The following is a 21,169-nucleotide window of genomic DNA, read 5'->3' as shown; positions in this document are numbered from 1 at the left end:
CATTAAAAAGAAAAACGGCGGAAGGGCAAGCCTTCCGCCGCATTGTCTTAGTGGATCAAGCCTTCACTTGTCGCCGTAGACGTCGAAGTCGAAATACTTGTCCTGAATCTGCTTGTATTTTCCGTTGGTGCGGATGGCGGCGATCGCGGCGGTGAACTTGTCTGCCAGCGCCGTCTCGCCCTTGCGCACCGCAACGCCTGCGCCTTCGCCGTTGATCTCGGGATCGATCGGCAGCGGGCTGAGGATCTTGCAGCACTTGCCGGCATCCGACTTCACCCACTCAGTCAGGACGACGATGTCGTCGACCACGCCGTCGATGCGGCCGTTGGCGATGTCGAGCTTGTATTCGTCCGCTGTCGGGTAAAGCTTGGCCTCCGCATCGGCGAAGTGCTTCTCGACATAGTTGGAATGGCTGGTCGAGCCCTGGGCACCGAGCGTCTTGCCCTTCAGGGAGGCGGGGCTTGCATCCTTGAGAGGCGAATCCTTCGGCACGGCAATGGCCGGCGGCGTGTTGTAATACTTCTTCGAGAAGGTCACCTGTTCCTTGCGCTCAGGCGTGATCGACATGGAAGCGATGATGGCATCGAACTTCTTCGACTGAAGCGCCGGAATGATGCCGTCCCAATCATTGGTGACGAAGGTGCAGGTGACCTTCATCTCTTCGCAGAGCGCCTTGGCGATATCGACGTCGAAGCCGGTGAGATTGCCGTTGGCTTCGAGAGTGTTGAACGGGGGATAGGCGCCCTCGGTGCCGATGACCAGCTTTTCCTGCGCCATGGCCGAACCGGCAAACAGCGACAGCGCCGCAATCGAGGCAGCGGCAAAGAAACGGGTGGAGATGTTCATGATGATCCTCTCTGTTGGCCGACCTGCAGCGCCCTGATTGTTGTCGCCGCAGATGCAGGGCGCCGATTAATCGCGCCCTTGATTGAACTTATAGATACCCGGCCGGTTAGAATGCAACGGCCTATCGCGGCCAATCATGCACGCCTGAGACATGAACGCTACATTCACGTGCGGTTCAGCCCAAGAGGCTCAGCCTTGAAGGGAACAAATAGCGGTCGAACTGCATTCAGCCGCCGCGCAAGTCCGGCTCTTGAAGTACCAAAAACGGACGCGCTTGAGGGACACCACCCGAGAAAGGATATTTGTCTATGTCGAAGAAGTTCAGACTGTTTGCCAGTGTAGCAACGCCATTGGTTGCCTTGCCGCTGATGATGCAAACCGCCGGTGCAACGCCCCTCAAGCCCGAAATGGCCCCGACCGAGATGCCGGGCCTGATCCGTGTCCAGCAGCAGATCGTCGTTCCCGGCGCCGAAAGCGGCGGCCAGACATCGGGCCAGGCGGACGGCCAGAGCCAGGGCGAAGGACAACAGCGCCCGCGCCGCCAGCAGAGCCAGGGCGATGCCGGGCAGCAGAGCGCCCCGCGCGGCGCACAGTCTTCCGAAACAGAACAGCCGACCCAGCGGCCGCGTCGCCAGCAACAGGCCGAGCCGGATGCAACGACCCGGCAGGCACCTCAGGCCGAGCAGCCTGCGGCAGATGCGCCGGCGCAGCGTCCACGCCGCCAGCAGCAGGCCGAAGACAGCCAGGGTGAAACGCAGCAGCCACGCCGCGACCGTCAGCGCCAGCAGGCCGGTTCCGACTCCGAGGCGCCGGCGGCGACCGACACCCAGCGGACACCGGGCGGGACCAACAGCCAGCAGCGCCGGGCTACCGAAAGCGGCACAACGGATCCGAGCGCAAGCCAGGCCGAAACTCCGGCCACGCGTCCTCGTGCCGGTGAGCGCCCGGCAGCTTCCGATGCGACGCCGGAGCGTCCGGCCCGCCGCAACACCGAGACCCAAAGCACTACGCCGACCGATGGCACGGCGCAGGGCAGCCGTACGACAGGCAGCGACGCCACCGGAACCCCGGCAACCGGCGCTCCGGCTGCACGCACTCTGGGAACCGGAAATACCGCAACCGGTGCTCCGGCAACGGCAACGCCTGGATCAGGGACCTCTGCGCCTGGCAATGCCACGACAACCAGCCCCGCAACGACGGGCCAGCAGCCCGCAGGCGAGGCTCCGGCCACCCAGCAGCCAAGCCGGCAGCAGGCGCAACCAGTCGCCCCGACAGGTACGCAGCAGCCAGCCGCAGGCACACAGCAGCCAGCCGCCGGCAGTCCCGCTGCCGCCGGAAGTGCCGAGCAGCCCGTTCAGCCCGGCGAAAATGGTGCGCCGGTGTTCGACAGCGCCAAGCAGGCGCCCGGTGCCGCTCCGGAAGCCGGACAGCGCCGCCAGCAGGTACAGCAGGCCGACCAGCAGCAGCTTGCACCGCCGAAATCCGACGCGGAGGCCCAGCGCGGCACGCGGGCAACCCGCGAGCAGCAGCAGGAATTCCGCCAGCTTTCGGAAGAGCGCGGACAGCGGCTTGACGCACGTCCGGAATTCGAACGTCCGCGTGGCTGGGATTTCGGCGGCCAGGCCAGCGGCAACCGCAACCGTGACCGCGACGGCGGCCGGGTGATCATCTCGATCGACAACCAGCCCGTGGTTCGGCACGACGACAGCCGCCGCTTCTATGACGAGGGCGGACGCCGTCCTGAATATGAGCGGCTGGGTGGCGACCGCGTCCGCGAAGTCATTATTCGCGACGACGGCACGCGGATCGTCACCGTGCGCAATCGCTATGGCGAGATCGTCCAGCGGTCGCGTGTGGTTCGCGGCGGCGAGGAATATGTCCTTTATTCCGCGCCGGACCTGTTGAGCGAGGATCGCGGCCGCGATTATACATGGCGCGATCCGGGAGCCGATCTGCCGCCGATGCGGCTCAGCGTTCCGGTCGAGAACTATATCATCGATACGTCTTCAGAGCCGGACCGGGATTATTACGAGTTCCTGGAACAGCCGCCGGTCGAGCAGGTCGAACGGGTCTATTCGCTGGATGAGGTGCGCTATTCCGCCCGTATCCGCGACAAAGTTCCGCGTATCGATCTCGACACCATTACCTTTGCAACGGGCAGTGCCGAAATTCCGATGAACCAGGCGAGCTCGCTGCGCAAGGTTGCCGATGCGATCAACAAGGTTCTCGAACGGGATCCGTCGGAAACCTTCCTGATTGAAGGGCATACGGATGCTGTGGGAGCCGACCAGGACAATCTCGTCCTCTCGGACGAGCGGGCCGAGTCGGTTGCCCGGGTCCTCAGCGACGCCTTCGCGATTCCGCCCGAAAACCTGACGACCCAGGGCTATGGCGAGCAGTATCTGAAAGTGAAGACCGAAGCGCCGAACCAGGAGAACCGCCGCGTCACCATCCGGCGCATCACGCCACTGGTGAAGCCGGTCGCTTCCAACCAGTAACCGGCCCGCATGAACTACAGAGCCGCCGGAGCAATCCGGCGGCTTTTTTATTTTGCAGGCAGGCCTGTGACTTGCCCAATGAAATCGGCAACCGCGACCGTATCGTCGAGATCGAAAACCGGCAAAACGTTGTCGGTGACGGGGTGGTCGGCAGCGATCGCGACAATAAAGGGATCGCTCGGCGCCAGCGGCTCGCGGTTTTTTGCTTCCAGCCGCCGCGCCTCGATCTTCGGCACCGGCTCGCGCTTGTAGCCTTCGATCAGCACCAGGTCGCATGGGGCCAGTCGTGACAGGATCTCCTGGAGGCCGGGTTCTGGGCCGCCGCGCAATTCATGCATGATGGCAAAGCGCGTGCCCGAGACAATGGTGACTTCATGGGCGCCGGCTTCCCGATGGCGAAAGGAATCGGCGCCGACCTTGTCGATGTCGAAATCATGATGCGCATGCTTGATGGTGGAGATGCGGTAGCCGCGCCGGGTGAATTCGGTAACCAGCCGTACGGCCAGTCCGGTTTTGCCGGAATTCTTCCATCCGGCTATGCCGAAGACGCGCGGCGCGGTCATGCCAGCAGCCCCGCAAAGCGCCGCGCCGTTTCCAGATCTTCGGGCGTATTGATGTTGAGAAACGGGTCGATCGTCCCTTCCGGCGTGTCGATCAGGGAGAAATCGACCGTCACCATGCGGTGACGGCGGAGGAAAGCCTGGATGCGGCGATTGTCCGGATCCGCAAGCCAGTCCTGCAGATCTTCCGCAATCGCCCTCGGCCATAAACAGAAGACCGGATGCAGCCGGCCGTCGGACGCTGCGACGACGATGCTGTTCTCATCATCGGCCTGAGCCCGCAGCCGGGCGGCAAGGTCGAGCGGAAAAAATGGGCTGTCGCAAGGGACCGTCAGGAGATGGGTTTCGCCTGGCTGAAGGTGGCCGAGACCGGCAAGCACGCCCGCCAGAGGGCCGAGCTGTCCGGCCAAGGTGTCGGGCAGAAGCGGCAGCGCGAGCGGGGCAGGAAAGCCGGGCGGCGCATTGAGCTTGACGACAGAGACCTGCGGTGCCAGCCGGCGCGCCACATGGGCCAGCAGCGGCTGGTCGCCGAGATCGAGCAGGGCCTTCTCGGTTCCCATCCGGCTCGAGCGGCCGCCGGCGAGGATCAGGCCGGGGGGCAAGGCAAGCGCCGAGATCACGGCTTGCTTCCGGTGCCGTGTCCGGCGCTGGTTTCTTCGAGCACCATGCCGGCGGTTTCCGCCAGCGCGCGCTGGCGCTTGCTTTCCCGGTAGAAGGTGTAAAGGCCCGAGCCGATGACGACGGCTGCGCCGACAAGCATGGACAGGTTCGGGTGTTCGTTGAAGACAAGCACGCCGATCACCAGAGCCCAGATGAGGCTGGTATAGCGGAACGGCGCGACAAAGGAGATTTCCCCGCTGCGCATCGCCATGATCACCGTCTGATAGCCGGCAAAGACCAGAAGCGACGTCAGCGCCAGATGGCCGAACGTGCTGCCGCTCACTGGCTGCCATCCTCCCATGGGCAGGATGAGGATGACGCCGAGCAGCGCATTGGCGAGGGACGTGAACAGGGTGATGCTGAGCGACGGAATGTCGGCGCTGACGCGGCGGGTGGCAAGATCGCGGCTGGCGGTGAAGAAGACGGCTGCGACGGCAAACAGGGCGGCGGGTGCAAAGCCCTCCGGGCCCGGCCGGATGATCAGCAGGACGCCGAGAAAGCCCACCGCGATCGCCGCCCAGCGCCGCCATCCGACCGGCTCGCGCAGGAAGAGCGCGGCGCCCAGCGTGACGGCGAGCGGCAGGGATTGCATGATCGATGATGCCGCTGCAAATTCGATGCGTTTGAGGGCGGAGAAGAAGGTGAGGGTGGCGCCCAGTTCGCAACAAACCCGGAAGATGACGAAGCGGTTGGTGATGATCCGCCAGGACATGTCGACGCCCAGATAGCGGCCTATCCCGAAGACCAATGCCGTGGTCATCAGTCCGCGAACCGCCATAATCTGGGCAATGCTGAGCTCGGTGGTGATCGACTTGACCAATGCGTCATTGCAGGCAAAGGCGGCCATGGCGAGCGACATCAGCAGCGCGCCGCGCGAATTGTCTGACAATGGCATCGTGATTCCTCCAGTCACCGGGTCTCTTAAAGCAGTGACACAGGGCAAGCCAGCCAAATACAGCCCGAATTTGCTGCTTTGGCCGGCCGCATTTACCTTTCATTGGCGCCCGTTGCAGAAAAGCTCGCTGCAACCGCAGGGCTTAACCATTGCTCAACCAAGATTCCCGATGGTGGGCCATTTCGTTCCCGCATGATGCTGGAAGGCTTGCCGATGAGTTCGCGAATGCCGCTGCGAACCCCGACAAATGTTTTTGGCTGGGGAAAAAATGTCTTTCATCGATCGTCTTCTTCAACGCCGCAGGATCGTTACCAAGGTTCTCCTGTTCGTGGTTCCGCTGGTGCTGCTGATTGCCGGTATCGGGCTCGCCGGCTACTACACCGCCAAGACGCTGAACGGCCACATGACCGTGACGCGCGCGACGATCGAGAATATCGGTGACTTCGAGAACCTGCAGACGGCCCTGCAGTCCTTTACCGATACCCCCGACGACAAGACCTGGGCAGCACTCAACGCGGCCATCGAGAAGCAGGGCAAGGGTGTCGCAGTTCTGGAAAAACTGCTTGTCACCGACGAGGATCGCCAGCGCCTTGCCGCGGTGAACCGGCTCGCTTCCGTTATGAGCGAGAAGGCCGCTTCCCTGTGGAAGATCGAGCAGAGCCGCGACGCCAACAATGCGGCGATCGATGACAGCGTCAGACAGGTCGGCAGCCTCGGCGCCGGCGTCAAGCAGCGCGTCGGCGACATCCGCAAGCAGTTCGAGGGCAAGGAGCGCTTTGCCAAATCGGCGGTGCTGGAATCCTTCGCCTATAAGTCCATTTCGGACCGGATCGACAACCTTCGCAACGGCGTCCGCGGCGCAAGCAGCGACGATGGCGCGATCCAGTCTGCCGTCCTTTACGTGCAGCCCTTGATCAAGGAATTCGACGCGGTGCGCCCTCTTGTGGCGCCGAAGATCATGACCAGCCTGGATCCCATTCTTAAAGCTGCGCTGGACCTGCAGAAAGCCAGCAGTGATCCGGGCGACGTGGTGGCCAAGGCCCAGCAGGTGCGGGTCGGTACCAGCGCCTTCCTGCGTTTTCAGTCCGAACTGCAAACGAAGATCGTCAAGAAATCGGGCGATGCCGCCGACCGGTTTGCGGGTCTGGAAGCGGATGTGACCAATTTGCGTGAACTTCTCGCCCAGGTCGAACAGTCGCTGTCGCTGATCGACGCGCTGACGCTGCACATGGAACGGTTGCGCGGCCAGGTGAGCGCAGATGCGCAAAAGGTCGTGCTTGCCGATATCGCGGCGCTGCAGGCGGCAAGCGTCAAGGTGTCGGACCTCGGCAATGCCAACCAGGACCTGCAGGATTTCGCCCACAGCCTCGAAGCACCTCTTTCCATGCTTCAGAAGGAAAGTGCCGCCGTGCTCGCGATCGCTGCAGACTGGCGCAAGGCCCGCAGCGAAGCGACCGAAACGCTGGCAGGCGGTATGACGGCGCTGAAGAATTTCGTGGCACAGGCCCAGGAAGTCGGCAAGGAAGACAGCGAGCGTTCCGCCACTGTTTCCGTGATCGCCATGGTCATCGGCACGCTGCTCGCCATTGCGGGCGGCCTGATGCTGGTGGAAACGCTGCGTGGACCGTTGCGCCGCGTTACCGAAATCATGAAGCGGCTTGCGGCTGGCGACCTGGACGTCCGGATCGAAGGCCGCGAGCGCGGCGACGAGATCGGCGACATGGTTCGCTCGGTCAGCGTTTTCCGCGATGCGGCGATCGAGAATGTCCGCCTGGAACAGGAGGCGGCCAGCGCACGCGAGCTTTCCGGTGCGGAAGAGCAGCGCCGCACTGCCGAGCGGGCGCGGATTGCAGCCGAACAGCGGCAGGCGCTGAATGCGCTGAACGAAGTGCTCGGCAAGCTGGCCGAGGGCGACCTTGAGCGCAGCATGGACGAGAACCTGCCTGCCGATTTCGTGGAAATGGCGCATACCTACAATCAGGCGGTGGAAGCCCTGCGGGCAACACTTGCCGACGTGCGCTCCACCGCGGAAGAAATCGATGGCGGCACGGGCAATCTGGCCGCTTCGGCGGATGATCTTGCCCGCCGCACCGAGCAGCAGGCTGCCGCCCTGGAACAGAGTTCACGGGCCTTGCGTCACTTGAGCGACATCGTCAAGGCGACTGCCGAAAGGGCAACCCAAACATCGGCCTCCGTCAACGTGACGGAGGAATTTGCGGTGCGCTCCGGCGCTGTCGTTGCCCGCGCCGTGGATGCCATGGGCGAGATCAGCCGCTCTTCTGAAAAGATCGCGACGATCATCGGCGTCATCGACGAGATCGCTTTCCAGACGAACCTCTTGGCGCTGAATGCCGGCGTCGAAGCGGCGCGTGCCGGGGAGGCGGGACGCGGCTTTGCCGTCGTTGCCCAGGAGGTCAGGGAACTGGCGCAGCGCTGTGCGGGCGCTGCCCGCGAAATCAAGGGCCTGATTTCGGCAAGCTCGGCGCAGGTCGGCAACGGCGTTCATCTCGTCGAGGAAACGGGCGAAGCCTTGAGCCAGATCATTTCCCATGTATCGGACGTGCGAAAGCTGGTCGCGGAAATCTCGGCTGCCACCAACGAACAGTCGACCGGCATCAGCGAAGTCACCCGTGCCGTGCACGAGGTCGAGCTCATCACCCAGCGCAACGCCGCCATGGTGGAAGAGAACAATGCTGAAATCCACGGCCTTCGCAGCCGGGTCGAGACGCTGTCGGAAAAGATCGAGCGGTTCAAGACGCGCGATCCCCGCATGGTTGGGCAAGCAAGTGCATACGGTAGCCGTGGCCCGCGTCGCAGCGACGCTGCCTGATCAGGCTTTCCGGGCAAACGTCTCAACACAAAAAGCCGCGGCGTGCCGCGGCTTTTTGTGCCTGTCGGGGACAAAGAATCTAGCCGCCGGTAACACTCATGTGACGCGCCACGGCCGGCTTCCTATGGGTCCGGTCGATGATGAAATCGTGCCCCTTGGGCTTGCGGGTAATGGCTTCGTCAATGGCGGCGGAAAGATAATCGTCGCTTTCGGAGGCACGCAAGGCAGTGCGCAGATCTGCCGCATCGTTCTGGCCCAGGCACATATAAAGCGTTCCGGTGCAGGTGAGGCGGACGCGGTTGCAGCTTTCGCAGAAATTATGGGTCATCGGCGTGATGAAGCCGAGCCGGCCGCCGGTTTCCTTGACCTCGACATAGCGGGCAGGGCCGCCGGTCGCATAGGGACTGTCGGTCAAGGTGAACTGTTGCTCGAGGTCGGCGCGGACCTTGGAGAGCGGAAGATACTGATCCGTTCGATCCTCGTCGATCTCGCCCATGGGCATAGTCTCGATCACCGTCAGGTCCATGCCGCGCTGATGTGCAAAACGCATCATGTCGGCGAGCTCGTGCTCATTGAAATCCTTCAATGCAACGGCATTGAGCTTGATCTTCAGGCCGGCCTTGAGGGCCGCATCAATGCCTTCCATGACCTTGTCGAAGTCGCCCCAGCGGGTGATCGCCTTGAACTTCTGCGGATCGAGCGTGTCGAGGGACACATTGATGCGGCGCACGCCGCAGTCGTAGAGCTCCTCGGCATAGCGGGCGAGCTGCGATCCATTGGTGGTCAGCGTCAGCTCGTCCAGCAATCCTGCCTTGACCTGGGCACCGAGGGCGCGAACCAGATACATGATGTTCTTGCGCACCAGCGGCTCGCCGCCGGTCAGCCGGATCTTGCGCACGCCCTTGGCGATGAAGGCGGAACAGAGGCGATCGAGCTCCTCGAGCGTCAGAAGATCCTTCTTCGGCAGGAAGCTCATGTTTTCCGCCATGCAATAGGTGCAGCGGAAGTCGCAGCGGTCGGTGACCGAAACGCGCAGATAGGTAACGGCGCGCCCGAAGGGGTCGATCATCGGCGCCTTGCGCGAGATGAGCGGCGAAGCATCACCGATGGGTCCTGCAAAACTATTCACATCTGTCTCCCTCGCCTTGAAAGTGGGTCGTTTCGGCGGCAACGTCAAGGCCGCAGCGGCGCTTGGTACGGAATGGGCGTACCAGGGAAATATTGCTTGCCGCAGGCCTCGTCTCCTCCTAATCCTCGCCTTCAAATCTGCGCTAGCGGGAGATCTTGAAGATGAGCGATGCCTGGCCGACGGAATTGCGGGTTTCCAAGGACCGCCGCACTCTCAGCGTCACATTCAGCGACGGAGCGTCTTATCCGATCGCCGCCGAAACCATGCGGGTCCTTTCGCCGTCGGCAGAAGTGCAGGGACATGGGCCGGGCCAGAAGGTGACCGTGCCGGGAAAGCGCGACGTCGGCATTTCCAATATCGTGCCGGCCGGCAATTATGCCGTGCGGATCCGCTTCGACGACGGCCATGACAGCGGCATTTTCACCTGGCCCTATCTGCGGGAACTGGGCGAGAAGGGCGCAGAACTGTTCGCCGGCTACGAGCGGGAACTGGCCGAGAAAGGGCTGAGCCGGAATCCGCAGCCCGGCCTGCGCTGACCATTCGCCGCCAGTGAGGCGAGGGTGGGCGAAGGACAGGCGGCGGTGGCGAACGAGCGGAGAGCCAAGCTTGCTTGTCCGATGTCATGCGGTTGTCGCATCCCGATTTTAGGCAGGTGCGTGACGCACGGGAAAGACAATGAGCATCATCACCTCCATCGAACAGCTGAAGTCCATTTATGACGGCGTTTCGGAAGCCTCGACAGCCAAGGTAACTGATTACCTGACGGCGGAGTACCGGCTAATGATCGAGCGTTCTCCTTTCGCGGCCTTGGCGACGGTCGGTCCGGAAGGACTGGACTGTTCACCGCGCGGTGACCTGGGAGGCGTCGTCACCGTCAAGGACGAAAAGACGCTGCTGCTGCCGGACTGGCGCGGCAATAACCGCATCGACTCGCTGATGAATATCGTGCGAGACCCGCGCGTCGCGCTGATGTTCCTCGTTCCAGGCTCCAACACAGCCATGCGGATCAATGGCCGGGCGGTGATCTCCGTCGAGCCCGGACTTCTCGATAGCTTCGAGATGGATGGCCGGCATCCCCGCAGCGTCACGGTGATCAGCATCGGCGAAGTCTATTTCCAGTGTGCGCGCGCGCTGATGCGGGCCGAACTCTGGAACCCGGAGCGCTTCGTCGGTCCAAGCGAACTGCCGACGCCAGGCAGGCTGCTCAAAGCTGCCAAGGCCGATTTCGATCAGGAAACCTACGACCGGGAATGGGCGGCGCGTGCCGCCAAGACCATGTGGTGAAGACCACGGGGTAAGAGGAACAGGTCGTTACTTCTTGTAGATGAGCCAGCTCTTGCTGGCATAATCCTTCTTCATGGCCTCGTCGAAGCAGACGGTGCGGTTTCGACCGCTATTCTTAGCATGATAAAGGGCACTGTCCGAGCGGGCATATAGCTCGCCGGGATCGGCAGCCTGCGAGGCCATGGAGTAACCCAGCGAGATGGTCACCGGGCCGTAATTGACGCCTGAGCGTGAATTGCGGAAGGCGCGGGTTTCGAGCGCACGCCGGACCCGCTCGCAGATGATCATCACCTCGTCTGGCGTATTGCCCTCGACGATGATGGCGAATTCCTCGCCGCCAGTGCGCGCCACAAACACTTCCTTGCGAACATTGGCGCGGATCACCGAAGCTACGGTTGCGAGGATCTTGTCGCCGACCGGGTGGCCGAAGCTGTCGTTGATCTTCTTGAAATTATCAATATCGGCGAGAACCAGCGCCGTCACCGGCAGGCTGGTGGCATTGTCGAAGACCGATGCAAGACGTTCGTCGAAGGCGCGGCGGTTGGCAAGCCGGGTAAGCGCGTCGGTATTGGCGATGCGCTTGTATTCATCCAGTTCCTTGCGGACCTGATCCATCTCATGCGAGCGCTGGGCCATGTCGTCGACGGTCTTTTCGCCATGCGCCATGGTGTCGCCGGTCGCTTCGCTCAAGAGCGCAATCGCATTGCGGATGAGGTCGGAGGAGAAATTGGTCTTGGAGTTGATCCGACTCGCCGTTTCGCCCAGAAGCCGGCTGTAGCTTTCCAGCGAGGCTTGTTCCTGCTTCAAGAGCTTGAGCAGCGAATCCAGCTCGGTGACGAGCCGGTCATGCGCCTTCTCGATCACCGTTACCTGGCCTGTGCCGAGATAGCGCGATGCGATATCGTCCAGCTCCTCCTGCGTCGCCCGGCTGCCAAGCGCTGCCAGTTCACGCGTCAAATCGGCATTGGAGCCGATATAGGCATCGTAGAATAGCTGATAGTTGCGCGGGATGGGCGCAACACCCATGGACCGAACCGCATAAATGATTTGACCTATCAGGTCACCTGTTTGCGCCTTAGGCGCTGTTGCCGTCGTCATCGACGATCCTCACCCGATCCCGCCCATGCTTGTCTATATGAATTAGTATGTGAAAAATATTGGAAAAGAATTAAGGGGTCAACGGCCTGTCTTGACGGTGAAATACATTAAAAATCGCTAATATAGCGAACTTATCGTTTTATTTCAGTCGTGTAGTCGTTCGTCTATTACAAGAGAATAGTTCCCGCAGAAGTAGTGTTTCGAAATAGGAAATATTTTTTGTTGCAGATGAAGAGCCCGCTGCAGCGGGCTCCTGCTGGTTTGCCTGAGGCTAGTGCTTCACTTCGGCCCAATCATGTTTTCCGGCCGGACATACTGATCGAACTCCTCATTGGTGAGGTAACCGCCGCCGACCGCTTCTTCCCGCAGCGTCGTGCCGTTCTTGTGCGCGGTCTTGGCGATCTTGGCGCAGATGTCGTAGCCGAGTTTCGAGTTGAGCGCGGTTACCAGCATCAGGGAATTTTCGACGCCCTTGCGGATATTGTCTTCGCGCGCTTCGATGCCGACAACGCAATTGTCGGTGAAGGACACGGCGGCATCGCCGAGCAGCTGGACCGACTGGAGGAAATTATAGGCCATCATCGGATTGTAGACGTTGAGCTCGAAATGACCCTGGCTGCCGGCAAAGGTAAGCGCCGCGTGATTGCCGAAGATATGGGCGCAGACCTGGGTGAGGGCTTCCGACTGTGTTGGGTTGACCTTGCCCGGCATGATGGAAGAGCCGGGCTCGTTTTCCGGCAGCGACAATTCGCCCAGGCCGGCGCGCGGGCCCGAGCCGAGGAAGCGGATATCGTTGGCGATCTTGAACAGGGCAGCTGCGGCGGCATTGATGGCGCCATGGGCGAAGACCATGGAATCATGCGAGGCGAGCGCTTCGAACTTGTTCGGCGCAGTCACGAAGGGGAGGCCGGTGATCTTGGAGATTTCTTCTGCCACCTTTTCGGCAAAGCCGATCGGCGCATTGAGGCCGGTGCCGACGGCCGTGCCGCCCTGGGCAAGCTTGGAAAGGGCCGGAAGGGTGAGCTCGATATTGGCGATCGCAGAGGCGACCTGCGCCGCATAGCCGGAAAATTCCTGGCCGAGGGTCAGAGGCGTTGCATCCTGGGTATGGGTACGGCCGATCTTGATGATGTGCGAGAAGGCCTTGACCTTTGCTTCCAATGCTTCGTGGAGGTGCTTGAGCGAAGGGATGAGGTGGCGGACAATGGTTTCCACGCAGGCGATGTGCATGGCCGTCGGATAGGTGTCGTTCGACGACTGGCTCATGTTGACGTGGTCGTTGGGATGAACAGGCTTCTTCGATCCCATCACGCCGCCGAGCATTTCGATCGCCCGGTTGGAGATGACCTCATTGGCATTCATGTTGGACTGGGTGCCGGAACCGGTTTGCCAGACCACGAGCGGGAAATGATCGTTAAGCTTGCCGTCGATGACTTCCTGGGCGGCTTCGATAATGGCCTTGCCGAGAGCGGCATCGAGACCTGCGAGTTCCATGTTGGCGCGGGCGGCGGCCTGCTTGACGATGCCAAGCGCACGCACGACCGGAAGAGGCTGCTTTTCCCAGCCGATCTTGAAATTGCCGAGCGAGCGCTGAGCCTGTGCCCCCCAGTAGCGGTCGCTTGCCACGTCGATCGGGCCAAACGTATCGGTTTCGGTGCGGGTGGTTGACATTGTGGCTGCCTCTGCTTGCTCGTGGTCGCTGCCGGTCAAGTAGGATCAACAACGCGTTACCGCGTGAATTCCGGCCGGCGGCATTACTATACGATTGCAGCGTGGCCGCAAGACGGGCAAGCCGTGCCAGGGCGGCTTTCGGCCGTGCCCTTTATGACACGAAGCAAGGAAATATGCTGCTGTGCAGCTGTTCACAAGTTCCGCTGCTTTCGTCGCGTCAGTAAATAATTAACCAATAGTTTCTTAACCTTCGGCCTTCGCGTTGATGATTTGCGCGGCGGGCATGGGGGCAGCGGGAGCAAGGCCGATTCTTTCCATTCCGCCCGCAATCGTCTAGACGGCGTGACAAATATTCAGCCCGCAAATCAGATGCGGATCCAGGTGAACGGGGACGACATTGCAGGACAAGCACAAGAACAGGACTTCGATCGCGCTGGCGCTGATGTCGGGTATCTCGATCGCAGCGACCATGGCCGCGCCGGCTCAGGCCATGACGCTGATGGACTTCATCCGCGGCGGTCCCGGCAATGGCCGTACCCGCCCCGCTGATACAGGCCTGCCGGGTGTCGACACGGGCCGCGTGCCGACGGAAAAGGCGTTGGCCGACCCTGAGCCGCTGCCAAAAGTGTCTGGCCCGCAATATTATACCTATAAGCCGGCGGCCGAACGCGCCGTGAAAACCGCAGGCTTTGCTGCGGCATCGGCAAGCGATGCCAGGCATATCCTTGCCGAGGCCAAGGTCATGGCGCCGGGCGACATAGCCGCTGCCCTGGAAGCCTTCTACGGCAAGAATGCCGAGCCGCTCTGGGTTTCGCAAGGCGATGTCAATGACAAGGCGCGTGGCGTTTTAGCGCTGTTCGAGCGTGCCGCGGATTTCGGCCTTGAGCCTTCCGATTATGCACTGCAAGCGCCTGCCTTGACGACGGCGAGCGTCGCGCCGCCGGTTGAAGGTGCGCCTCCCGCTGACGCGGCTGCTTCCGCAGGCGCCGCTGCAGCGGTCTCGCCGACCGCCGATCACGATCGCGCCCTGATGCAGTTCGAGCTGGCGCTGTCGGAAAAAGTGCTGATGTTCGCACAGGACATGGTGCGCGGCCGCGTCGACCCCAATGGCATTTCCGGCTACCACGACTTCAAGCGCAAGGACGTCAATCTTGCCGTCGTCCTGCCTTTCGCCAAGGACGGCCAGGATGCGGGCGCCTATCTGCAGGGGCTGGAGCCGAAGGGCGCCCATTTCCAGGCGCTGAAAGCCGAACTGACGCGACTTCGCGCCGAGGCCGGCAATGACGCCAGCCGCGTTTCGCTGCCGTCCAACCTTTTGCTGAAGCCGGGCGCCAGCAGCCCCGACATGGCCGGCGTCATCGCCGCCATCCAGCATTCCGGATCGGAAGCACTCAAGACCCAGCACGCGGCAGTGCTTGCCGCCTACCAGCAGACGCCCGACTACACGCCCGAGCTGGTCGAGGTGGTGAAGAGTTTTCAAATCGAAGTAGGTCTCAAGGCTGACGGCGTGATCGGTGCGGCAACCGTCCGCAAAATGATCGGCGAGGGATCCAAGGACAAGCTCGCCAAGGTCGTCATCGCCATGGAACAGGCGCGCTGGCTGCCGGACGATCTCGGCCAGCGCTATGTCTTCATCAACCAGCCGGCTTTCCGGGTTTATTACCATGAGCACGGGACCGAACAGTTTTCCATGCGTGTGGTTGTCGGCGCCAAGGCGCACCAGACCTTCTTCTTCCAGGACGAAATCGAAACCGTCGAGTTCAACCCTTATTGGGGCGTGCCGCAGTCGATCATCGTCAACGAAATGCTGCCGCATCTGCGCAAGGATCCGAACTACCTCGACCGCCTCGGCTATGAAGTGGCCGTCAACGGCAAGGCGGTGCCTTCGAGCAGCGTCAACTGGTACGGCTCGACGCAGAACATCTCCGTGCGCCAGCCGCCTTCCAGCGACAATGCGCTAGGCGACCTGAAGATCCTCTTCCCGAACGCCCATGCGATCTACATGCATGACACGCCGTCGAAGAGCTTCTTCCAGCGCGACATGCGGGCTCTCAGTCATGGCTGCGTCCGCCTGGCCGAGCCGCGCAAGATGGCGGCTGCGGTTCTCGGGACGACGCAGCAGGATGTGGATGCCCGCATCGCCGCCGGCCAGAACGCCGCCGTCAAGGTGCCGGTGAAGATCCCCGTTTATGTGGCCTATTTCACGGCCTGGCCGAACAAGGACGGCAAGGTCGAATATTTCGACGACGCCTATGGCCGCGATACGTCGACTGCCAAGGCTCTGGACGCCACGACGAAGGCGCGCGCTGCTCAAAGCTGAGCTGCTGAGCCTGATTCAGACCAAAAGAAAAGGGGCGGCCAGTGGCCGCCTTCATGCATCTTGCCGCTCGCTTCAGGATGAGGTGGCGAGCAGCTGCGCCACGAGGTCCGTCGTCAGTTCTTCGAAGCTGGCAATCACCCGGCTGGCACCCAGGGTTTCCACCGCGACGTCCGAATAGCCGAAGGTGACGGCAACTGACGGGATGGCGGCATTGCGGGCGGCGAGGATGTCGTTGACGCTGTCACCGATCATGATGCTCGCCGCGGGGTCTGCGCCCGCCATTTCCACCGTTCCGAGGATATGGCGGCCATCCGGCTTGCGGACCGAAAAGGTGTTGCCGCCGGTGATCGCGTCGAACCGGTCGGCAAGGCCGAGCTTTTCCAGCAGCGGCCGGGCGAGCTCTTCCGCCTTGTTGGTGCAGACGGCCAGCCGCATTCCGGCTGCGGCCAAGCGATCCATGCATTCCAGCGCGCCGGGATAGGGCCGGCTCTTGCCCGGCATCTGCGCGGCGTAATGGTCCATGAAGCGGATAACCAGCCGCTCCTCGGTTTGATCGTCAAGCGGCACTTCGCGCAAAGCGAAGGCGCGGCGGATCATGATCCGGACGCCCTGTCCCACCAGATGGGTCAGATCCTCGAAGGTGACGGGGGCGAGATCGGCTGCGGCGATCGCGTGGTTCAGGCTGTCGATCAGGTCGGGCGCTGTATCGATAAGCGTGCCGTCGAGATCGAAAATGACGAGGGGACGAGTCAAGGGGCCTCGCAAGGTTGTCGGATGCTAATCCGCTTCGGGAACGCCCGGGAATACGAAATTCGGACGCGAATTGCAAATCTCGCAGACCGGAAGGACCGGGCGCGAATCCACGGGCGGGGGACTTTCGTTTGCCGGAGCCACCGTGTAAACAGCACTCGGCGAAACAGCGGGAGCTTCTGGCGGATGGACGCCCGGAATATGAAGGTCAAGGCGGCAGAGGCTGCACTGGCATATGTCGAGGACGGGATGAGACTCGGCATCGGGACCGGTTCGACGGCCGAGGAATTCGTTCGCCTTCTGGCCGAAAAAGTGCATGGCGGGCTTCGCATCGTCGGAGTGCCGACTTCGGAGCGAACCGCAAGGCTCTGCCTGGAGCTGGGCGTGCCGATGAACTCGCTGGACGAGCTGCCCGAACTGGACCTGACAATCGACGGTGCCGACGAGGTCGACACGAACCTGACCCTGGTCAAGGGCGGAGGCGGCGCGCTGCTGCGCGAAAAGATCGTCGCTGCAGCTTCCAACCGGATGATCGTCATCGCCGACGAAAGCAAGCTGGTCGACATGATCGGTGGCTTCCCGCTGCCGATCGAGGTCAACCCTTTCGGCCGCAAGGCAACCCGGATCGCCATCGAAAAGGCCGCCTCGGGGCTTGGACTTGCCGGTGATCTGACGCTTCGCACAAGTGGTGAAGACGTCTTCACCACGGACGGCGGACACTATATCTTCGACGCATCTTTTGGCCGTATTCCTGATGCAGAGGCTCTTGCGGGCGAACTCAATTCCATTCCCGGTGTCGTTGAACACGGGCTGTTCATTCATATGGCGTCCTTTGCGATCATAGCCGGCGAGGCGGGTGCGCGGACGTTGAAGGCGAATTAAACTAGGAGCAATCACCCATGATCAATTACGCGGTTTTCGGCCGTGCCGCCGCCCTCGCTGTTTTGCTGTCGGGCGCGATGACGATGCCTGCGCGTGCACAGGAAGTTTCCGAGGCCCAGATGGCGGCTGCGCGCGATGCGATCGCCTCGCTGAATGTCACGGACATGTACGACAATATCCTACCGAACCTCGCCGAACGGCTGAAGGGCCAGTTCATTCAAGCCTCGCCGAACTTCCAGACTCAGATTTCCAGCGTCGTCGACCAGCAGGCATTGGCACTGGCGCCGCGCCGCGCCGACCTCGAGAAGGAAGCTGCGACGGTTTACGCCAAGAGCTTTACAGTCGATGAGCTGAAGGCGATCTCCGCCTTCTTCAACACCGAAGGCGGCAAGAAGCTGCTGGCCAACCAGCCGCTGATTTCACGCGAACTGAGCAAGGCCGCGCAGATCTGGGCAAACGGTGTTTCCCGCGACCTGACCAATCAAAGCACGGAAAAGCTGCGCGGCGTTATCGACGCGACGCCCGTCAAGGCGCCGGTTGTCGATCCGGCTCCGGCAGAAGCACAGGCCGCGGCTCCGGCTCCGGCAAAGCCTGCTCCGAAGCCCGCCGCCGCCAAGCCTGCAGCTCCGGCCGCCGCCAAGCCTGCGGCGCCATTGAACCTGACGACGCCGCCGAAGAACTGATCGCCCTGCGAGCCACAACCCTGAAAGCCCGGAGTGATCCGGGCTTTTGCATGTCTGCGCCGATGACTATATCACCTCAGCGGGTCCGCCGCGTATTCGAAGGAGAGTGCCCATGACCGCCTATGATTACGATCTCTTTGTGATTGGCGGCGGTTCCGGCGGCGTCAGGGCCGCGCGTGTTTCTGCCGGGCTCGGCAAGCGGGTGGCCATAGCCGAAGAGTACCGGTTCGGCGGGACCTGCGTCATCCGCGGCTGCGTACCGAAGAAGCTTTTCGTTTATGCGTCACAATATGCCGAGCACTTCGAGGATGCGGCGGGCTATGGCTGGCAGGTCGGGACGAGCACGTTCGACTGGAAAAAGCTGATCGCCGCCAAGGACAAGGAAATCGCCCGGCTGGAAGGGCTTTACCGGCTCGGGCTTGAAAACAGCGGCGCCGAAATTCTGGAAACCCGGGCTGAACTGGTGGATGCCCACACGATCCGTCTGGCCAAGAGCGGCAAGACCGTGACGGCCGACAAGATCGTCATCGCCACCGGCGGCACACCTAATCCGCATGCGGCGCTGCCTGGACACGAGCTGTGCATTTCTTCCAACGAAGCCTTCCACCTGGAAGAATTGCCGCGCTCCATCCTGATCGCGGGCGGCGGCTATATCGCGGTGGAATTCGCCAATATCTTCCATGGTCTCGGGGTCGACACGACGCTGATCTATCGCGGCCAGGAAATCCTGTCCCGCTTCGACCACGACATGCGCCAGGGCCTGCACAAAGCCATGGTGGCAAAGGGGATCCGGATCATCCTCACGGATGTGTTCTCGGAGATCACAAAGTCGGCTGCCGGGGGTCTGGTCGCAAAAACCATGTGCGGTGAGACAATTGCCGTCGATACAATCATGCTGGCGCTGGGCCGCGATCCGAATACGAAGGGCCTTGGCCTGGAACAGGCAGGAGTGGAGATCAACGAACGCGGCGCCATCGTCGTCGACCGTTATTCGCAGACCAGTGTCGATAACATCTATGCCCTCGGCGATGTCACCGACCGGGTACAGCTGACGCCGGTCGCCATCCACGAGGCGATGTGCTTTGTCGAGACGGTGTTCAAGAACAATCCCGTCGCTCCGGATCACGACCTGATCGCCACTGCCGTGTTCTCGCAGCCGGAGATCGGCACCGTCGGTCTTTCGGAGGAAGAGGCCGCCAAGCGCTATCCGGAGCTGGAAATCTATCGCGCCGAGTTCCGTCCGATGAAGGCGACGCTTTCCGGACGCACCGAAAGGACCATCATGAAGCTCGTGGTCGACGCCGCAAGCCGCAGGGTGGTCGGGGCGCATATACTCGGACATGACGCCGGGGAAATGGCGCAGTTGATCGGCGTATCGCTGAAGGCGGGCGTCACCAAGGATGATTTCGACCGAACCATGGCCGTGCATCCGACGGCGTCGGAGGAACTCGTCACCATGTACAATCCGAGCTACCGGATCAGAAACGGCGAGCGCGTCTGATCAAAGCGGCAGCCATTCGGCAGGGCGCTCAGCCAGTCAGGCGCGGCGTGCTGACGATCTTGCGGAACAAGGTGTCCATGGCTTCGGTGATGCCGTCGCTGGGGGTGACCTCGAAATAATATCCTTCGGTGGCGCAGGCCTTCATCTTGGTCGGGATCTCGGCCTGGAAGGGCTTGATCCAGCTCTTGTAGAAGCTGTTGCTTTCCAGCGGCAGGTAGGTGGTGTAGAGGACGGCGATCTTGACGCCGCGGGTCTTGAGCACGTCGCAGAAATGCGTGTTGATAGGCTCCATGCAACGCGGGCCATCCGCCAGTTTCTTCTGGCAGTTCGATTTGCCCGCGTCTCCGACGCCGTCCGCCACCAGAAAGACAATCGCCTGACGGTCAGCGGAACTGGTACCGGCTCCTGTCGAGGCGATCTTGGCGTTGATCTTTTGCAGCGCGTCGTCGTAGTTGGTTTGCATGTTTGGATAGCTGTGGCTCGGAATGCTCATCAGCTCGATCCCGCTCGTCGCCTTGCTGACGGAAGCAAAATCCGTGGTCGGCGCGGCAACCGTGTAGAGCTGGGCATCAACGGCCGTCTTGCCGAACGTATAAGCAGACATCCTGAACTGGCCGCTGACGATCTGCGTGGCGGTGGCGGTGTTCATCAGGGCGGCGACCGCTTCTGCCACGACGTCGATACGGATGGTCGCGCCAATGCTCTTCGCCAGGTAGTAGTAGCTGTTGTAATCGACCACGCCTGCGGTCGATACCACGTGGCAGGCAAAGGCGCAGTTGGCGTCAGAACTTTTGTTTGCGGTTGCGTCGACGAGCTTAGCGACGTCTGCCGGCGTGGCGCCGACGCCCATGGAAGGCGTGTTGTCGAGAAGCATGTAGAAGTCGAGGAAGGACGGCGTCTGATATTCTGCCGTGGCGGTATCGGACACCGTCACGCTGTTCTGGCCGAGAATCTGCATAAAGGTCGTCGGCAGCGTGGCACTGAACGTGACCTTGGACGAGATGACGCCGTTGGTCTTGGCGACTTGGATATCAACATCAACGGGAAGGTCGACAAGTTCGCCCGACATCTGGCCGAAGAAAAGGCCGCGCGCTTCCCGGTCGTCCAGAGGGACCGAGCCGTCGCCAGCCAGCGCCATGGCCTGGGCGACGGCCTTGGACTTTTCCGAAATGGCGCCGACGGCTGCCGCGTCGGCAGCACCGATGAGCTGCGACTTGATGCTGAGCGCCCTGCCGAAATCCATGGCGAGGCCGGCTGCTCCCACCAGCGGGACCAGCAAGAGCGCCGTCATCATGCCGAAATTTCCGCGGCGGTCTGTCCAGAACGCCTTTCCCCGATGCATCGTCTACCCCAACAAGCCTAGTATCTGCGCATAGCTTGCCGCAAACAGATGAAACCGCGTTTAACGCGCAGCCTTAAAATGCGGTTTCAGCACCTTAGATAGGAGGCGCGGCCGGCGAAGCGCGGGGTGGTGGACCTGCACTGAAAGCGGCTAGGCAAAACATGGCTTAAGGTTTATAAGCCGCCTCTATTTTTAAGAGCGGCGCCGGGTTTGATGGCGC

At 61.9% G+C, this 21,169-nt stretch carries 17 protein-coding genes; 8 read left to right on the top strand and 9 right to left on the bottom strand.

Annotated elements, in window-relative coordinates; translation table 11 throughout:
- Window positions 1-63 precede the first annotated feature (63 nt).
- Window positions 64-846, bottom strand: coding sequence for an ABC transporter substrate-binding protein (locus E2F50_RS07180; protein WP_133315410.1), 783 nt, complete (start codon window positions 844-846; stop codon window positions 64-66).
- 308 nt (window positions 847-1,154) lie between these two features.
- On the opposite strand from E2F50_RS07180, the gene E2F50_RS07175 reads away from it, so the two are divergent.
- Entirely contained in the window at window positions 1,155-3,344 is a 2,190-nt protein-coding gene (locus E2F50_RS07175) for an OmpA family protein (protein WP_133315409.1), read from the top strand.
- A gap of 47 nt (window positions 3,345-3,391) precedes the next feature.
- On the opposite strand, the gene mobB is transcribed toward E2F50_RS07175, so the two are convergent.
- The 3 genes from mobB to E2F50_RS07160 are packed head-to-tail and all read right to left on the bottom strand — an operon-like array spanning window position 3,392 to window position 5,459.
- Window positions 3,392-3,907 (bottom strand): molybdopterin-guanine dinucleotide biosynthesis protein B, encoded by a 516-nt coding sequence (mobB, locus tag E2F50_RS07170; protein WP_133315408.1) that lies wholly within the window; start codon window positions 3,905-3,907, stop codon window positions 3,392-3,394.
- The gene (mobA, locus tag E2F50_RS07165) at window positions 3,904-4,521 is read right to left on the bottom strand and encodes a molybdenum cofactor guanylyltransferase MobA (RefSeq protein ID WP_133316363.1); all 618 of its coding nucleotides are present in this window, start codon (window positions 4,519-4,521) and stop codon (window positions 3,904-3,906) included. The genes mobB and mobA overlap by 4 nt, the downstream gene beginning before the upstream one ends.
- Complete coding sequence (locus E2F50_RS07160) at window positions 4,521-5,459, bottom strand: DMT family transporter (protein ID WP_133315407.1); 939 nt, start codon at window positions 5,457-5,459, stop codon at window positions 4,521-4,523. Before E2F50_RS07160 ends, mobA begins: the two co-directional genes overlap by 1 nt.
- Before the next feature lie 268 nt (window positions 5,460-5,727).
- On the opposite strand from E2F50_RS07160, the gene E2F50_RS07155 reads away from it, so the two are divergent.
- A complete protein-coding gene (locus E2F50_RS07155) occupies window positions 5,728-8,289 on the top strand; it encodes a methyl-accepting chemotaxis protein (protein ID WP_133315406.1) in 2,562 nt (853 codons plus the stop codon).
- A gap of 79 nt (window positions 8,290-8,368) precedes the next feature.
- Here the strand turns inward: E2F50_RS07155 and moaA are convergent, their stop codons facing one another.
- The gene (gene moaA / locus E2F50_RS07150; RefSeq protein WP_425375378.1) at window positions 8,369-9,358 is read right to left on the bottom strand and encodes a GTP 3',8-cyclase MoaA; all 990 of its coding nucleotides are present in this window, start codon (window positions 9,356-9,358) and stop codon (window positions 8,369-8,371) included.
- Window positions 9,359-9,579: 221 nt separating this feature from the next.
- On the opposite strand from moaA, the gene E2F50_RS07145 reads away from it, so the two are divergent.
- Together E2F50_RS07145 and E2F50_RS07140 are read left to right on the top strand one after the other, a co-directional pair.
- Window positions 9,580-9,954 carry a gamma-butyrobetaine hydroxylase family protein gene (locus E2F50_RS07145; RefSeq protein WP_133315404.1) on the top strand — a complete coding sequence of 125 codons (375 nt, stop codon included), beginning with the start codon at window positions 9,580-9,582 and terminating at the stop codon, window positions 9,952-9,954.
- A gap of 139 nt (window positions 9,955-10,093) precedes the next feature.
- Window positions 10,094-10,702 (top strand): pyridoxamine 5'-phosphate oxidase family protein, encoded by a 609-nt coding sequence (locus tag E2F50_RS07140; RefSeq protein ID WP_133315403.1) that lies wholly within the window; start codon window positions 10,094-10,096, stop codon window positions 10,700-10,702.
- Between the two features lie 27 nt (window positions 10,703-10,729).
- On the opposite strand, the gene E2F50_RS07135 is transcribed toward E2F50_RS07140, so the two are convergent.
- Window positions 10,730-11,800: a GGDEF domain-containing protein gene (locus E2F50_RS07135; RefSeq protein WP_133315402.1), complete on the bottom strand. Its 1,071-nt coding sequence runs from the start codon at window positions 11,798-11,800 to the stop codon at window positions 10,730-10,732.
- 279 nt (window positions 11,801-12,079) lie between these two features.
- A complete protein-coding gene (fumC, locus tag E2F50_RS07130) occupies window positions 12,080-13,471 on the bottom strand; it encodes a class II fumarate hydratase (RefSeq protein ID WP_133315401.1) in 1,392 nt (463 codons plus the stop codon).
- Window positions 13,472-13,913: 442 nt separating this feature from the next.
- Between fumC and E2F50_RS07125 the strand changes: the two genes are divergently transcribed.
- Window positions 13,914-15,791: a L,D-transpeptidase family protein gene (locus tag E2F50_RS07125; RefSeq protein WP_133316362.1), complete on the top strand. Its 1,878-nt coding sequence runs from the start codon at window positions 13,914-13,916 to the stop codon at window positions 15,789-15,791.
- A 72-nt stretch (window positions 15,792-15,863) separates the two neighbouring features.
- Here the strand turns inward: E2F50_RS07125 and gph are convergent, their stop codons facing one another.
- Window positions 15,864-16,544 carry a phosphoglycolate phosphatase gene (gph, locus tag E2F50_RS07120; RefSeq protein WP_133315400.1) on the bottom strand — a complete coding sequence of 227 codons (681 nt, stop codon included), beginning with the start codon at window positions 16,542-16,544 and terminating at the stop codon, window positions 15,864-15,866.
- 183 nt (window positions 16,545-16,727) lie between these two features.
- Between gph and rpiA the strand changes: the two genes are divergently transcribed.
- The 3 genes from rpiA (at window position 16,728) to gor (ending at window position 19,607) form a co-directional block, all read left to right on the top strand.
- Window positions 16,728-17,423: a ribose-5-phosphate isomerase RpiA gene (rpiA, locus tag E2F50_RS07115; RefSeq protein WP_133315399.1), complete on the top strand. Its 696-nt coding sequence runs from the start codon at window positions 16,728-16,730 to the stop codon at window positions 17,421-17,423.
- Window positions 17,424-17,440: 17 nt separating this feature from the next.
- Window positions 17,441-18,106, top strand: a complete 666-nt coding sequence (locus tag E2F50_RS07110) for a DUF2059 domain-containing protein (protein WP_133315398.1) — start codon at window positions 17,441-17,443, stop codon at window positions 18,104-18,106.
- A 112-nt stretch (window positions 18,107-18,218) separates the two neighbouring features.
- Window positions 18,219-19,607: a glutathione-disulfide reductase gene (gene gor / locus E2F50_RS07105; protein ID WP_133315397.1), complete on the top strand. Its 1,389-nt coding sequence runs from the start codon at window positions 18,219-18,221 to the stop codon at window positions 19,605-19,607.
- A 28-nt stretch (window positions 19,608-19,635) separates the two neighbouring features.
- Here gor and E2F50_RS07100 read toward each other — a convergent pair whose 3' ends face one another.
- Window positions 19,636-20,949 carry a pilus assembly protein TadG-related protein gene (locus E2F50_RS07100; protein WP_133315396.1) on the bottom strand — a complete coding sequence of 438 codons (1,314 nt, stop codon included), beginning with the start codon at window positions 20,947-20,949 and terminating at the stop codon, window positions 19,636-19,638.
- Between the last annotated feature and the right edge of the window lie 220 nt (window positions 20,950-21,169).

It is taken from the genome of Rhizobium deserti (genome assembly GCF_004358025.1).
Lineage (GTDB): Bacteria > Pseudomonadota > Alphaproteobacteria > Rhizobiales > Rhizobiaceae > Neorhizobium > Neorhizobium deserti.
Note: the sequence above shows the minus strand (reverse complement) of the source record. Positions and strands in the feature narration are given on the sequence as shown.